15 protein-coding genes and 1 tRNA gene are annotated in these 15,404 nt (G+C 48.1%); 10 read left to right on the top strand and 6 right to left on the bottom strand.

The window, feature by feature from the left end:
- Positions 1-2 precede the first annotated feature (2 nt).
- Both UM181_02170 and UM181_02165 read right to left on the bottom strand, forming a co-directional pair.
- Positions 3-707: a response regulator transcription factor gene (locus UM181_02170; protein WQC63440.1), complete on the bottom strand. Its 705-nt coding sequence runs from the start codon at positions 705-707 to the stop codon at positions 3-5.
- A gap of 622 nt (positions 708-1,329) precedes the next feature.
- Positions 1,330-2,715 carry a cytochrome P450 gene (locus UM181_02165; GenBank protein WQC63439.1) on the bottom strand — a complete coding sequence of 462 codons (1,386 nt, stop codon included), beginning with the start codon at positions 2,713-2,715 and terminating at the stop codon, positions 1,330-1,332.
- A gap of 241 nt (positions 2,716-2,956) precedes the next feature.
- Between UM181_02165 and tuf the strand changes: the two genes are divergently transcribed.
- Both tuf and UM181_02155 read left to right on the top strand, forming a co-directional pair.
- Positions 2,957-4,132, top strand: a complete 1,176-nt coding sequence (gene tuf / locus UM181_02160) for an elongation factor Tu (GenBank protein WQC63438.1) — start codon at positions 2,957-2,959, stop codon at positions 4,130-4,132.
- A 242-nt stretch (positions 4,133-4,374) separates the two neighbouring features.
- Positions 4,375-4,450 (top strand) — tRNA-Trp (locus tag UM181_02155).
- 611 nt (positions 4,451-5,061) lie between these two features.
- Here UM181_02155 and UM181_02150 read toward each other — a convergent pair.
- A complete protein-coding gene (locus UM181_02150) occupies positions 5,062-5,223 on the bottom strand; it encodes a hypothetical protein (GenBank protein WQC63437.1) in 162 nt (53 codons plus the stop codon).
- A gap of 154 nt (positions 5,224-5,377) precedes the next feature.
- Between UM181_02150 and UM181_02145 the strand changes: the two genes are divergently transcribed.
- The 4 genes from UM181_02145 to UM181_02130 all read left to right on the top strand — a co-directional run bounded on the left by UM181_02145 (position 5,378) and on the right by UM181_02130 (position 7,396).
- The gene (locus UM181_02145; protein ID WQC63436.1) at positions 5,378-5,683 is read left to right on the top strand and encodes a hypothetical protein; all 306 of its coding nucleotides are present in this window, start codon (positions 5,378-5,380) and stop codon (positions 5,681-5,683) included.
- Positions 5,684-5,725: 42 nt separating this feature from the next.
- Positions 5,726-6,070: a hypothetical protein gene (locus UM181_02140; protein ID WQC63435.1), complete on the top strand. Its 345-nt coding sequence runs from the start codon at positions 5,726-5,728 to the stop codon at positions 6,068-6,070.
- Positions 6,071-6,142: 72 nt separating this feature from the next.
- Positions 6,143-6,448: a hypothetical protein gene (locus tag UM181_02135; GenBank protein ID WQC63434.1), complete on the top strand. Its 306-nt coding sequence runs from the start codon at positions 6,143-6,145 to the stop codon at positions 6,446-6,448.
- 342 nt (positions 6,449-6,790) lie between these two features.
- Positions 6,791-7,396, top strand: a complete 606-nt coding sequence (locus UM181_02130; GenBank protein ID WQC63433.1) for a histidine phosphatase family protein — start codon at positions 6,791-6,793, stop codon at positions 7,394-7,396.
- Between the two features lie 193 nt (positions 7,397-7,589).
- Here UM181_02130 and UM181_02125 read toward each other — a convergent pair whose 3' ends face one another.
- Positions 7,590-8,417, bottom strand: a complete 828-nt coding sequence (locus UM181_02125; GenBank protein ID WQC63432.1) for an isoprenylcysteine carboxylmethyltransferase family protein — start codon at positions 8,415-8,417, stop codon at positions 7,590-7,592.
- A 143-nt stretch (positions 8,418-8,560) separates the two neighbouring features.
- On the bottom strand, positions 8,561-9,895 hold the full coding sequence (locus UM181_02120; protein WQC63431.1) for an MFS transporter: 1,335 nt from the start codon (positions 9,893-9,895) through the stop codon (positions 8,561-8,563).
- A gap of 398 nt (positions 9,896-10,293) precedes the next feature.
- Between UM181_02120 and UM181_02115 the strand changes: the two genes are divergently transcribed.
- Positions 10,294-12,258, top strand: a complete 1,965-nt coding sequence (locus tag UM181_02115; protein ID WQC63430.1) for an FAD-dependent oxidoreductase — start codon at positions 10,294-10,296, stop codon at positions 12,256-12,258.
- 85 nt (positions 12,259-12,343) lie between these two features.
- On the opposite strand, the gene UM181_02110 is transcribed toward UM181_02115, so the two are convergent.
- Complete coding sequence (locus UM181_02110) at positions 12,344-12,706, bottom strand: cupin domain-containing protein (GenBank protein WQC63429.1); 363 nt, start codon at positions 12,704-12,706, stop codon at positions 12,344-12,346.
- Between the two features lie 651 nt (positions 12,707-13,357).
- Here UM181_02110 and UM181_02105 point away from each other — a divergent pair.
- The 3 genes from UM181_02105 to nusG all read left to right on the top strand — a co-directional run bounded on the left by UM181_02105 (position 13,358) and on the right by nusG (position 15,307).
- Entirely contained in the window at positions 13,358-13,531 is a 174-nt protein-coding gene (locus UM181_02105) for a hypothetical protein (protein ID WQC63428.1), read from the top strand.
- An 851-nt stretch (positions 13,532-14,382) separates the two neighbouring features.
- A complete protein-coding gene (gene secE, locus UM181_02100) occupies positions 14,383-14,580 on the top strand; it encodes a preprotein translocase subunit SecE (protein WQC63427.1) in 198 nt (65 codons plus the stop codon).
- Positions 14,581-14,773: 193 nt separating this feature from the next.
- On the top strand, positions 14,774-15,307 hold the full coding sequence (nusG, locus tag UM181_02095; GenBank protein WQC63426.1) for a transcription termination/antitermination protein NusG: 534 nt from the start codon (positions 14,774-14,776) through the stop codon (positions 15,305-15,307).
- Positions 15,308-15,404: the final 97 nt, after the last annotated feature.

The following is a 15,404-nucleotide window of genomic DNA, read 5'->3' as shown; positions in this document are numbered from 1 at the left end:
TCCTACCAAGTGTCATTATAGCGATACCCAATGCCATAAAGCGTTTCAATCGCCGTAAAGCTTTCATCCGCCATGCGCATTTTTTTACGCAGGCGTTTTACATGGCTGTCAATCGTGCGGTCATCGACATAAACTTGATCCCCATAGGCCACGTCCATCAATTGATCGCGGCTTTTCACAAAGCCCGGACGGATTGCCAAGGCTTGTAGCAATAAAAACTCGGTGATCGTAAGCGCCACATGAATGCCTTTCCATTGCACCGTGTGGCGTTGGGGGTCCATCGTTAAATTGCCCCGTTTCATGACGTTTGTGTCGCTTTTATCCGGTTCAATTTTTCCCGCGATAAGATCGTGGCGGCGCAGTAAGGTTCGGATGCGTTCGATCAGTAACCGTTCGGAAAAAGGTTTGGTGACATATTCGTCCGCGCCCAACCGTAGACCCAAAATTTCATCAATCTCATCATCTTTAGAGGTTAGAAAAATGATCGGAAGCCAACTTTTCTGTTGAAGTTTTTGAAGCAATTCCAGACCGTCCATTCTGGGCATTTTAATATCTATTACGGCAAGGTCTGGTTTGAGCCTTGAAAACGCGTCGAGAGCCGAGGCGCCATCAGAAAAGGCCTTTACGTCAAAGCCTTCCGCCTGAAGAATGACGGAAAGGGAGGTCAAAATATGTCGGTCATCATCTACGGTTAATATCTTGGTCATAGAGGCATCCGTTTCCCAATAAGCGCGCATTCCTTACGTTTATGCGCCTTGGTCAATATTTTATAATTAGCTATTAAAATTTGTTTTTATGCGGGCGCTAAGGTTAATCGAATTTGACGTTTAAAGCTATAATTTGTTTAAAATATGGCAATTTATCTCCTTTTGTATAGAAAGCTAATATTCCTTTGGGCTTATTTCCACGCGCATTGGGATGTTAATTTCCAACTACTCTCGCTGTCACGACAGGCGTTTCCAAGCCATTGCCGGTTAGTTTTTAGGCTGGCTTCCGTGTTAATATTTGGAAATGGTTGATCTTTTGCTTGGGTCTTGGCTCAGTAAAAATAATCGGGCCAGTGCAATTAGGTACTGATTTTTAAATGAAAAAATTTGAGGTATGGGTTGTGCAAGGCGGCCTGGTTGCGGTCGTTTGGTTGCGCGGCGGGCAGGGTATGCAGCACATTACTCACAAATAAGATTGAGGTGGGTCTCAAACATCTGGGCGAACGCATGCAAGATGCTTGCAAAGCGTTGCTGTGCCATATTTCATCGCGCTAATACCTTTTCATAAACTTTTTAAGGCTGGATGATGGCGAAAGCATGATTTGATGAGCGCTATTATTTACTAGAAAGCAGGCCGGGGGTTGGGTTCTGAGGTGATTTTTTCAGTGGTGAGCCAAACGCCCCCCGCCGGGCGCAAGGTTAAGATCATTTCCGGCGTTGGACTGCGCCCTGAAACAGGATTGAAACGGAATGATTTGAGTAGGCTGGCCAAAATTATGATCGCTTCATTCATCGCAAAATTTGACCCGATACAAATACGCGGTCCGTCCCCAAAGGGTAGATATGCGTAGCGTTCAAGTTTTTTGGGATCTGCAAACCGCTCTGGGGTGAACGCGTCCGGATCCTGCCAAAGTAGGTGATGTCTGTGCAGCGCATAGATTGGAATGATCACAGTATCGCCTTTTTGGATGTGCCGCCCGCATAACCTATCCGCGGCCATGGCGGTGCGCGAAACCAAAGCAGCCGGCGGATAAAGCCGCAGTGTTTCCTCAATGATTTGGCGCAAAAAAGGCAGGTTTTTCACGTCATCGCCTGTGGCCACTTTGCCGCTTACATTGTTTTGGATTTCGGTTCTGGCTTGGTCTTGCCGTTGGGGGTCATTGGCGATCAAATATAAAGCCCAGGCCAGCGTTAACGCTGTGGTTTCATGGCCTGCAACGATAAAGGTTAATAAATTATCGCGTAATTCTGCAGTGTTCATTTTGCGTTGGGTTTTCGGATCTTGCCCTGCAAGCAGCAGATCTAATAAATCGGGGGGTGATTTTTGCGCCTGTTGGCGGCGTTCATTAATCACATTATCCGCTAGGGATTTCATCGTTTTGAGCGCTGGGCCTGCACGCAACCGATTCGGTCTGGGAACCCAATCTGGAAAGCCCAATATGTCAAAAAGGGAGACGCGGCCGGCTTCGGCAATATAGCTGTCGATGGCGTGATGTACGGCCGTACGGTCAAACCCGCGATCTCCCGAAAACGTAACATCCGAAATAACGTCAAACGTGGTTTTGACCATTTCATCTAAGAAATCAATCGCTTGGTTGGAACTGTCGGAAAGGCGTTGGCAACAGCGTTCGGCTGCAGACGATATTATTGGGCTTAGGTTCATCACGTTGCGCTGCGAGAACACCGGCGCTGCGGCGCGCCGTTGCCAGCGCCAATGCGCGCCTTCTGCGATAAATAATGACTCTCCGATTGCCGGCTTTAGCAAATTTTTGGTCACCTGCGATTTTGGATAATTTTCTACGTTCTCCAGCAACATCCGGCGCAGCGCAGTGGGATCCATCACCATATGCCAGCGCTTTCCCGTCTTACCGGATACCATTGGTTGCCGTGTTGCAATATCGGGAATGATCGACAAAACGTTTTGCCGTGCGGCCAAGAGCGATTGCATAACGCCCATTGGCTCAGTCACAAGCGCGATGCGGGTTGGAAAGGCGTGCGTGCTGTTCATAAAGTAAATCTATTGCATTCGCAGGCAAAGGCAAAACCTTGTTGGGTTGGCATCAACGTAAACTTGGCAAGGTTTTGCCGATCACCCAGCATTTTCTTTAAGCCGACGGATTAGTCTTTGGACATATGTAAACCAATGCGGGTAACAAAACTCAGACTTGATTTTTTTTTAGGAAAGTCCTAAACGCCCGCCTCAGAGAGAAACAGGGCTGTTGCCCCAAAACACGAGGCGCCGGAGAACCATGGCAAAGGAAAAGTTTGAGCGTAGTAAGCCGCATTGCAACATCGGCACGATTGGTCACGTTGACCATGGTAAGACGACATTGACGGCTGCGATTACGAAGCAATTTGGCGAATTTCAGGATTATGATCAGATTGACGCTGCGCCGGAAGAAAAAGCCCGCGGGATCACGATTTCGACGGCGCATGTTGAATATGAAACTGAAAACCGGCATTACGCGCATGTGGATTGCCCCGGCCATGCTGATTATGTGAAAAACATGATCACGGGTGCGGCGCAGATGGATGGCGCGATTTTGGTTGTGAACGCGGCCGATGGCCCTATGCCGCAAACGCGCGAGCATATTTTGCTTGGCCGCCAGGTTGGTATCCCTTCGATGGTTGTTTTCCTGAACAAAGTTGACCAGGTGGATGACGAAGAGCTTCTTGAGCTGGTTGAAATGGAAGTGCGCGAGCTTCTCAGCACGTATGATTACCCAGGTGATGATATTCCGATTGTTGCCGGCTCTGCTTTGGCGGCGCTTGAGGGTCGCGATGCGAATATCGGTGAAGAGAAGATTTCTGAGCTGATGGCGGCTGTTGACAGCTATATCCCGCAGCCGGATCGCGCGATTGATCAGCCGTTCTTGATGCCGATCGAAGATGTGTTTTCAATCTCGGGCCGTGGTACGGTTGTGACCGGGCGGGTTGAGCGCGGTGTGATCAATGTGGGCGATGAGATTGAGATCGTTGGCATTCGTGACACGGGCAAAACCACCTGTACGGGTGTTGAAATGTTCCGTAAATTGCTGGATCGCGGTGAAGCTGGCGACAATATTGGTGCATTGCTGCGCGGTGTTGATCGTGAAGGCGTTGAGCGTGGACAGGTTCTGTGTAAGCCAAGCTCTGTGAAGCCGCATACAAAGTTTGAGGCTGAAGCCTATATTCTGACCAAGGAAGAGGGTGGCCGTCATACGCCGTTCTTTGCCAATTATCGCCCACAGTTTTATTTCCGTACGACGGATGTGACCGGGACGGTGAACCTGCCAGAGGGAACAGAGATGGTGATGCCCGGCGATAACTTGAAGTTCGAAGTGGAGCTGATTGCGCCAATCGCGATGGAAGATAAGCTGCGCTTTGCGATCCGCGAAGGTGGCCGCACCGTCGGCTCAGGCGTCGTGTCAAAAATTATCGAGTAAGAGTTACGTTAATATCGCGGATGCGCGATGTGGTAAGATTAAGCGTCGTCCCGATGGGGCGGCGCTTTTTTGCTGCGCGCTTTGGCCGGGATTTGGCAAACTTGAGACGCCGCCCTGGCTGTTCCACTTTCGGCGCCGTCGCAGATCGTGGCAGAGAATGCCGCCACCTTTTAAATTTACTGCCACCAATGGATTCTACGCTTGATCTTTTCCAGAGCATCCCGTATCGCTTTGCCCCTGTTAGGGGTATAGCTCAGTTGGTAGAGCGACGGTCTCCAAAACCGTAGGTCCCGGGTTCGAACCCTGGTGCCCCTGCCATAAAAGTTTTCGTCTTATGACGACATCTCAAAGCCCCCAGCGTGGGGTTTTCGTTTTTTTAGCGGTGCTGGGATGGTTTTTTTGTGGGGGGACGATCCGGCCCTTTTAAGCAAAAGTTTACAAAAACGCCCTGTATCAATCTCAGCATAAAGGTGCGAACTTGAGGCTCGTCAGCGCCAACCTTTCTTGCCCTGCGCTTGGCAATGCGGATCGACGCGGTCTGCGCCTGTCGAGCGGATCCTACAGCATCATAGGCATTTAGCTCTGTTTGATAACAGCGCTTTAAAAACTCGTTCAATCTCTCTTTGGGTAAATAAGGCAGATGTTCGATAACAGTGTTTACCCAGGCAATGCAGTCTAGGTGGCGTTGTAAGCGACACTCCTTAAGTGGTGCTTTTGGGGTTGCGCCAAATTTCGAAGTTTGATCTGCCAGCTTTACCATGCTGGCCCCCGTGGCTCTTTTTCGCAGCGTGAATAATCTGCAGCGTTTACCATCTGCTTTGGGCAATGGTTTTTACCCGTCAGTTCCGCCGTGATGTCCTTAACGCCTTTGCCGAAAAATGCTTCTAGCTTGGCCACTGAGGTGGGCGGCAATCTTCAACGGTTTTATGCTAAGCCGCGCTAATCGCAACCTTAGAGCCGCCTTTACGCGCTAAAAACGCGGCCACGTCTACGAGGTGAATGGTATATGGGTCTTGGGCTTTTCCTTTTTGGAATTTCCCGGCATGGCAAAGACGCGCAAACCGCTCAGCGCGGTTGATTAGGTCACGCATTAATCATCGTGATTGTTGTTGAAATTTTGATGGTGGGTTCTTTCCCTAAGACTATTAGAATGCGGGATTTCCTTGCCCAAGTTCCAATAGTGACAATTAAGACTCCAAATATTTCTGCATCGGGTTATTCTGCAAGAGATTAGAGGAGATAAATATGGTCGGAATGATCAACTGTATGCGATTCCGGCCTAAAGAAGGCCAGCAAGAAGCGCTTTGGAAAGCCTATGCGGAGTATTTACGTGATTATCCCCTCGACGATATCATGCATAACATCATTGATTTGGGTACAGGGGAGTACGCTTTGATAGGCGTACATCATAGTGTTGAAAGTTTTATTGACATAATGAACCGAGACAATCGTGTAAGCGATGTGTTCAGATTATATATTGAACCTTACGAAGATGGTGAAAGTTTTCATTCATTTTCGGGTCCAGTCGTAAATTATAATGATTACCTTTAATCAGCTGCGCATCATACTTACGGCGGAACTTAAAAAGTCTAAGTGAAGACTTCACATGTTGATGTGCTGCGTTCATCTGATGCAAATGGTCGGAGTGCAATAATGAGCGTCTCGAACGTGACTATATTTGAATTGCACGATGAAAATAAAGCCAATGAATGGATTAGCTGGTACAATATTCAGGGGCCAATCGGATTTAGTACAGCTGATATCTTATTGTTCGTAAGAACAGGGCCCTCTTCCGGCATATCTGTTTCAGTATATCCTAGTGATAAAGCCAGAAAAGCGGGCTCTGAAGTTAGAAATGAATTTCAAAAACAACAATCTCAGTATTTAAGCGACATATCTTCTTTAGAGGGTGATGTCGAAATAAAGCATATGAAATAGGAGTAATCTCACGCGCGCTATTTTAACAGAATTGATTGTAAAACCCTCAATGCGCGCGGAGTTCCGGAGCCGATGAAAGTTTCCAATATAATGATGTTTGAATTTAACAGCTCTGATAGTCTTATATCTTTCGTTGATGCTTGGCAGGCTCATGGGCCGTATCCGAATACTCATCAAACTGTTTTTGTAAGAACGGAAGAAACTAGCGGCATTGGAATAACTGTGTATCAAAATGAAAAAGCTCGGTTGGCTGGGCATGAGATACGAAAGAAAGGGCTACAAACAAATATTTTTAGCAAGCATTTGAAAGATACCGTAGTCTTAGAGGGCGATGTGCTTATTCAATTTGGCGAAAATATTATAGATAAAGAAAATTGAACAATGCCATGTTCTGCATAGCCATAGATCTACTGGTCATGCTCGTTATGCAGGTTTCGGCTGAAGTTGCTGTTTGAAACATAGAAGAGGTTCGGGGAAAACGGGATATTGATGCCTTTCGATCTAATATCCAAGCCGGTATTGAAATCATCATGCGCTCAACGGCTGGCGTGATCGGTTTCGATCGTTGATGCTCGCTTATTTCAGCCGCGGTGCTATGTGACGCCTAGGTAGAAGATATTAGATGCTTTTATGAGAATGAGGATATTATGGCTGTACACCATAAAACAGATGCCGCGAATGCGCTGAGAAATGCTATTACGTGCGCATTAACCAAAGAAAATGAGCGGCTTTCCAAGTTCAAAACGGACGCCATCTTGGTGCCAGCAAAGGATTAACCGCATGCGTTCTTTTCTTTTGGTAATTTTGACAGTGCTGGCCACGCAGGCTTGCTCGGAGAGTGACGCTATTTTGAAGGATGCGATCGACGCGGTTGATGCCAATGTTGTATTCATGCGCCATGCAGTGGCCCCAGGGTTCGGCGATCCAGATAATTTTTCTTTATCAGACTGCAGCACTCAAAGAAATCTTGACACACGCGGTCGTAAACAGGCGCGGGCTATTGGCGCATCTATTCAAAAAAGCGGCATCCGCTTTGACCAAATATTATTGAGCGAATGGTGCCGTTGCAAAGAAACCGTTCAGCTTCTTGGGATAGGTCAATGGCAAACCTTTTCCGGATTAAACTCATTTTTTCAAAATTATGCTGATAAAACCAAGACTCTCAGAGAGTTGGAGCTTAAGCTCAAGAGTAAAGATGGCGGTATGATGTTCCTTGTGACCCATCAAGTGGTGATAAGAGCCGCTACAGGGGCATCGGTTGCCAGCGGTGAACTTGTTGCTTTCAACAGCGTGTCTCAGCAGAAGAAAATATTCCGTTTGGATTGATCGCAAACTGCGCATGGCCGAAATAGCCCTTAAATCTCTGCAACGCAGGTAAAGATGGCCTTCAAGGCGCGGCGTATATTCAACCGCTTAGCGCGCTGGCTTGGCCCTTTGCAGGTATTTATCCAAAAACGCGCTGGATTGCGGCGGTGACGCGGGCGTTCTTAACTCTGGCTGTATGTGCTATAACAGCGCTTTATCGCGATGACCGTCCTTTCCAAAAGACGCTAAGTTTTGGAAATGCGTATGGCGTTTTGGCTTTATAATCTGCAAAGCGCGCTCCGTAACGTAGAGAAAATCTGCGTTCTTTGAGCCGGGGCGCCAGAAGACAATAGGCGCTTAACACGATTGCAAGGCATAATTGGTCGGGTGTCCAAATCGGAACGGTCCAAGTGGTTAGAGCAAATGCAACATAGATTGGTTGGCGGATAATTTTGAATAGGCCCTGTGTTGGCATATCGGGAAAGACTGGTTTTATTTTTTGAACCAATGACATCCATCCCAGAGCACCAGATTGGACTTCGGCGCCAGCATCAAAGCTGGCCCATATCAAAAGGAGCCAGGAAAGAGCATAAAGCGTCGAGATTATAGCCAAAGGCCAGCCTTGTGCCTGCCACCAGATCGTTCCACTTGGCGTCCAAAAAGCAAATAATGCCAATAATTGAACCGAGGCAATTATGGCAAACGTGGTTGTGGCCAATGTCGCTCCATAGCCAGATGGTGCCAGCTTCGATAAAATAATCTGGCCAGACTTGGTCAGTAAAATAGAATGTGCCAAAGGGAATTGTAAAATCAAAGCAAAGTTCGCCGCAATGTTCCAAGGCGGCGGAACGCCACCTAAACTCTGGCTCATTCCAAAAAACATCGCCGTCATCATAGAAATCACGGCCAGCAAAAATATGAAGTGGCAGATAATTCCATATGAAATCGCCACAATAATCCTACGCTTCCCAACCGGTGGGGTAAGCGATCCAATTGCCAGTTCGAGCAGTCGGGTCAAGCGCGCGTTTGAAGTCTCTCTCATGGCGTGGAGATAATTCAAAATCGTGCAATGCCCAGTTTTCTGACCGCGCCGAGCTTTCAGCTGGATTTAATAGAAGAGCTTGGGACAGGTTTGAGAAAAGCGACTACAGGCTTTAGATAGTGATGATATAAAAAACTGCTTGGTTATTTATTGCGCCGATGCGCGAATATTAAACCAAGGATCGCGAAAAATAGAAAGGCTGCCGGAACCACCGTAACCATCGCTTTAAGCGCAGTTAGGGCCTGATCGGGTTGCTCAATTTTACCCATTGTTGAGGATTGAAACCCGTATATTCCCAGGATGATGGCCAAAAACCCGGGCGCGATCGCGTTTGCGACTTTCTGACCAAACAGCCAAACTGCGCTGAAAGCCCCCTCGATGGCCTCACCAAATTGCACGCGCGTTTGGTCCATCAAATCGGGATACATGGCCCAGGGAATTTGTTGATAAGCTCCGTTGGTTACACCAGCCAGCAGAAACAAAATAAACATTGTGGTGATATTCGTCGATGGCAGCGCGTAAAAAAGAATAAAGAGAAGCATAATATATGCGCTTAAACCAGCAATTAAGGCGGCTGATTTTCCAAATATATTCGACAAGAATACCCAAAAAATTTGACTACACATTGCACCGATCACAAAGGCGGCAAATAAGAAAGAAAGTGTTCCGAGGTTTTTGGACATTGCGGAAAGAAAAGAGGCTTCACCATCAAAAATGAGGTAGATCGCCGCGAATGGCAGGCCGGCAGTGATCGTGGCAATGGCCATCGTCATCAGGCCGTATAATAAAACCAATCTCATAAATGGTTTGTTTTGATAAACCAGTAAGGCCATGCTGCGCAGGCTGGCGTGGCTTGGAGCAGTTTCCTTTGGCGCTTTTCGGGTGGCCCATAGTGACGCCCATATTGCGATAATAATCACCGGTGCAATCACGGCGGATGCAAAGAAATGCCCGTCTTTTGTACCGCCTGCAAGTTGCGGGATTATTGCGCCACCAATCAAAATGCCCATGCTGGCAAACGCCATTCGAAACCCCATTAGTGACGAGCGCTCTTTTGGCTCATAAGTCATTTCACCAGCGCTTGCGCCATACGGGATTGCCACCATCGTAAACCCCAAAGTCGAGATTGCAAAAAAAACCGCAACCCAGATCAATGTGCTCAATTGTGAGGCGAAATTAGGCACTCCAAATATGCCGATTTGACCTAATGCAAGCAGTAAGGCGCCGATTGCCATCCACGGTGCGCGCCTACCCCATCTGCTTACGGTGCGATCCGACAAATAACCAATGATCGGGTCGGTGAGGATATCAAAAATTAAGATAGACGTTGTTAACGCGCCGGCAATTGCCACATTTATTCCAAGATAATTGGTTAAAAATGATAAGATCAAAAGCTGTTTGACAATCACGAACACAACGATGCCCATATCTGCTAGGCCCCAACCTATCTTTTGGCCATATGTCAGTTTTGAACGCAATGCATCACGTACTCAGAAGCTTTTGAGAGCCTCAGTAGCAAATCAAAGGATCTTGATAAACGCTTTTGTGATGGCCCTCGCTCTTATGTGGCGCGGTGTGGTTTTGCTGGCAATGGCATAAAACTGACTTGAGCGTGCAAATTTTCGGGCATTAAACTTCCCACCTTGAGATAGTAAAGCACTGAGTCTTCGCATGTTTTCTGTTCAGGATTAGACCATTAATCGCCGCATTAAATCCTCAGAAGAATGAGAATTAATTGAGACTCCACATAATTCTGTTCTGCGTTATTCTGCGGTTACCTTAAATGAGGTAAGGACCGTTGAAGATTACGGTCAGACGCATAGCGCTTTCGCTTTATGTAGATCTGACAGGCGGTTTCCCAAGACGCTCAGAAAGAATGCAAGTGACCCAATTCAGGAACCTTTTTCAACCGCTTCGCATCCGGAACAAAGAATTCAAAAATCGAATTTTTTCCACCGGGCATATGGCCGTCATGCTCGATGAGGGCAAGCCCACGCAAAGGCTTGCCGCCTATCATGGCGCTAAAGCAGCAGGCGGGGCAGCTTTAACGATCATAGAAGCTGCGCGAGTCCATCCAACAGGAAACAGTGGCAGGCCGGCAATTCAGGCCTATGATCCGGCTTGCGTGCCCGGTTACAAGAAATTAGCCGATGCCTGCCAGCCCCATGGATGTCTTGTTTTCGCGCAGCTGACGCATCCTGGCCGGGAAATGGCTTTGGCGCCCGACGGCTCGCGCCCTGTGGCTTATGCGCCTTCAGCCGTTCCAAATGAGCGTTTTCACGTCATGCCCCGTGCGCTGCCGACCGAGCTGATATGCGAAATTATAGGCGGATTTGAACAATCTGCCGCGCATCTACGTCAAGCCGGCCTTGATGGGGTTGAGCTGGTTGCCTCGCATGGATACCTGCTGGGCCAGTTCCTTAATCCGAACGTTAATCTCAGAAGCGATGGCTATGGGGGATCTTTTGAAGGTCGCTTACGCTTTCTAAAGGAGGCCATCGAAGCAACGCGTCGCGGGGCGGGTGATGATATGATCATCGGGCTGCGGCTGTCGGGTGACGAAAAAGACTATGCAGGGCTCGGGTTGGATGGCGTGCTTGAAATTTGTTCTGCTTTGGATGGTGTTTCTGGTCTGGATTATTTCAACATCACTGCGGGAACATCCGCTGGGCTTGCAGGTTCAACGCATATCGTTCCCTCGATGGCCTATGAGCTTGGGTATACTGCCCCGATCTCAGCCTCCATCAAAACGCTTGTGAGCAAGCCCGTTTTTGTGGCAGGGCGTATAAACCAGCCTCAAATTGCAGAAAAAATATTAGAGATGGGTCAAGCGGATATGTGCGGGATGACACGGGCGTTAATTTCAGATCCTGAGATGCCTCTCAAAGCCGGGTGCGGGGATTTGGAGGATATCCGCGCCTGCGTGGCCTGCAATCAAGCCTGTATCGGACATATGCTGCAGGCTTGCCCAATCTCTTGCATTCAAAGACCTGAAACGGGCCGCGAATTGCAATATGCAAATCTGTCAAAGGCACCCTCGAGAAAACGGATTTTAGTGGCAGGGGGTGGGCCTGCCGGTCTTAAAGCGGCCAGCATAGCGGCGCGGCGCGGGCATGAGGTGATCCTTTGTGAAAAATCAAATTCACTTGGTGGCCAGATTAATCTGGCGCAATCGCTCCCGGGCAGGGCTGAATTTGGGGGCATTACCTCGAACCTACAAAAAGAGCTTTCCAAAACAACGGCTCGGGTGCACCTTAATTGTTTCGTAAATCTTGATGTTATTGAAAATATCGCCCCTGATGTTGTTATTTCTGCAACGGGTGCAACGCCCTATAGGGCGCAAATTGATGGGGCCGATGATGCTCATGTGGTGAATGCATGGCAAGTTTTGGAAGGTCAAACAAATGTTGGTGGCCGCGTGGTTATCGCAGATTGGCGCTGTGATTGGGTGGGTCTGGGGCTTGCTGAATTGCTCGTCAAACAGGGCCGCCATGTTCGCCTGGCTGTGAATGGGATGGTGGCGGGCCAAAATATTCCGCAATATGCACGGGATATATGGATCGGCATACTGCACAAACTTGGTGTTGAGATTATTCCACATGTACGAGTGGTGGGGGTGGATTCCGAAGATGTATATTTTCAACACACGCTCAGCGGTGAACCGGTTATTTTAACTTCGGTCGATACTTTGGTCACCGCCCTGGGGCATTCAGCTGAAACGAAACTTGAGAAAGATTTAAACGCGCATCGTATCTTGCATCATATCATTGGCGATTGTCTGAGCCCCAGAACAGTCGAAGAAGCAGTGCTGGAAGGTTTAAGAATAGGAGCAAATCTGTGAAGTGCTTGAACATTTAAAACCTGGGCCTGTTTCGTAAGAGCGCGCCTATTGGCCAAACATTTCAAATTAAGGGCGGTGGGGCGCGTCACTCGGGTGACGCGTCTATAATAAATAACTTACGCATATGCTCATGGACCACCCACGCGCCCATCCAACCTTGGGGCAAAACCAACAAGTCGCCCGGCCCCACGTCACGCGTGCCTGTACCATCTGAATTGGTAACGGAGGCCCGACCGGAAAGAATATGGCAATATTCACCGGCCGCGCGGCGATCGGCCGTAAAATGGCCAGGCTGACATTCCCATACTCCAATTTTGCAATGACCATTTGCAGAGGACCAAAGCAATGTAGATGCCTCTTTTTGTCCTTGGGTCAATGAGGTGGGTTTATCTTTAAATTCCGACAATTTTGTTTCGGTAAGCTTGGCGTAAACTTCAAGTGCAATCATCTCTTTTTCCCGTGTGAACTCTGCTTGTTTCTGACATCACTCTTAATAATCTGGGCATCATTACCCCGATAATGAGCGCCAACGTATCAGGAGTATGCACAGTTAACATCCACTTATTATCACGCGGCGGAGTTTTCGCGCGATCTTTGCCTTATGCCGTACAGGCCCCGCTTAGGTTGCGAGAGCAAATAGGCTCGAGGATCTGAAATCAATGGTCTTAGGAGAGGTCGCGCTTATTTTGCCAATTTTTCAGAGCGTCACCTTCACCGGGTTTGCAAAGCTGTTTTTCATATTGCCGATATCTGGAGCACCGATGGGCATTCATTGAATAATTACAAACGATATTGGGTTAAATTTTGGGCCAAACGGTTCGAGACCAGGCCTTTTTCCAAGCGGTATCGCAGCCAAAGCGAGATTTTTAACCGCAGAGAATAGAGCAAATGGCGCCTTCAAAGGCCAAGAAAAGCTTTTGAAATGGCACAGGTTCAAGCGACGGGGCTGATGAAAAGGCCCGAGACACGCGAGTCTAGGGAGAAAAAGAACAGCTCGTAGCGCGCGTGTCTTTTGCTTTTAGAACATATGCACTACATCACGCGCGGGGAAGCGAACCTCTTTTGCTTTTGCCTTTAAACACAAACCCAACGTCGGTGCATGGTCACTGTTTATTTTTCAAAAACGAGGTCAGAGTTCATGGAGCAAGACGAAAAATCGGAAAAACCAAAGCGCAAGCCCAAATCTGACGCAGCCATTGGTGGAATGGTCGCAACATTTGCGCTATTGTTTTTAGCCGTTTTCGTTGGTCTTTTTATTTGGCTTGGCGCTTAACTGACGGCCTTTCTGGGATTATTCGTATCACCATAGCTAAAAGTGGCCTTAATATTTTGGCCCCAGGAGTGGCCACGAACATCCTTAAATTACCCTCATAATAAAAATTGGCTTTCACCGACGTTTAGGGCCTCTTGATAGCGTTCCCGTCCCAGCAGGTTTTTCTTGGTATCTTTAGAGCGGGTACTATCGCCACTGACATTTGTGTCATGGGGCTGGTTTGGAGCTTTATGACCAGTTCAACATTGGGAAATATTGCTTGCATTTCGCATGGCCTCTTCTGACACCGATTTCAACATGGTAATTCTACCGATCGACATGTCTTCTTCTGCGATTGTTTTTCAACTGTGACTCGTATGCTTTATCTGGAGCAGAAAATTAAAGTTTTTGACAAGGCCGTCATTTTCAAAAGGCTCTTAGTAAAGACAGGCTGCGCCGCCTAAATTATATCCAAACGCGTTCAGGTTGAATTAATGCGCTGCTTGGAAAAGCCCGTTTTACGCGCCCGCACTGGGTGCGAAATCTCGGCGCTGCACGGCAATTGGTCTGCTGTACAACCTGGCGGCTTTGCAGGTGATGTTGTTTGACAGCTTCATCGGCCTTGAAAATGCGCGTGGATGGCCAAAGTAAAAGGGGCGGGTTGGCGTTTTTTTTGGTGCGATTTTGCAAAGCGATCTGTTTGAAAGACCCGCCGTTCCAAAGATTTTTGTGGATATGTGTTGAGCATGGCTGTTTCAGCGATAAAAAGATAAACGCAGTTGGGCAAATAAGAGCGCGCTACCTGATGTGATCATGGGTTGAAAGTTACCGCAAAGCGCATTATGTGCAGCACAACTTTGAAAGGTCGATCCATGGCAATCAGCAATCCGTTGCAGTTTATTCAGCAAGTTCGTTCCGAAGTGTCTAAGGTTGTCTGGCCGACGCGGCGAGAGGTGCTTTTGACCACGGTCATGGTTTTTGTGATGGCGGCCTTGGCTGCGGTTATCTTTGCGCTTGTTGATTTAGGGATCCGCTCTGGGCTGCAGACTTTGCTGGATGCGTTGAGGTAATTTTTTTTCGAAGGCTTTGCCAATCTCACTTGAAATACTCATGTTTCGAGGGTAATTGGAGCTTTCAAAAGTCTGTTTGGCGTGCGGCGATTCGTGTTGCGCGCCGATTTTTTTGGATCTTAAGGACCTTAAAAAAGACTTAACGTTTTGAAATTGCGATGAAATTCGCATCATATGAAGGGCCTAAGACTCGATGGCAAAGCGGTGGTACTCGGTAAGCGTTCTTTCAAATTTCGAGAAGAAAATCGCCGAGCAAATAAAAACATCTGTGGTCGAGGCAAATCTCGAAGGTGAGATTGAAGAAGTTTTGGTGCCCACCGAAGAGGTGATTGAGGTGCGGCGTGGCAAAAAAGTCACGGCTGAACGTCGCTTCATGCCCGGCTATGTGTTGGTGCGCATGGAGATGAGTGATCAGGGGTATCACTTGATCAACTCGATCAATCGCGTAACAGGGTTTTTGGGGCCGCAGGGCCGCCCAATGCCGATGCGAGACGCAGAAGTAAACGCAATTTTGAATCGCGTTCAAGAAGGCGAAGAATCGCCGCGCACATTGCTGCACTACGAGATCGGCGAAAAAGTCAAAGTGAATGACGGTCCGTTTGAAGATTTCGACGCGTTGGTTGAAGGCGTGGATGATGAGAACCAGCGTCTGAAAGTAACAGTGTCAATTTTTGGCCGCGAGACGCCGGTCGAATTGGAATATACTCAGGTAACCAAACAAGCCTGAGGTTAGCCCGTGGAAGGGCAGTCGGTCGCGGCCGATGCACCCGAACCACGACAACGAAAAGCTCCGATGACGCGTCAGAGGAGTGTTGGTAAAAGGA

Source organism: Alphaproteobacteria bacterium US3C007, assembly GCA_034423775.1.
Classification (GTDB): domain Bacteria; phylum Pseudomonadota; class Alphaproteobacteria; order Rhodobacterales; family Rhodobacteraceae; genus Thalassovivens; species Thalassovivens spotae.
This window is presented reverse-complemented; position numbering and strand designations above follow the sequence as displayed.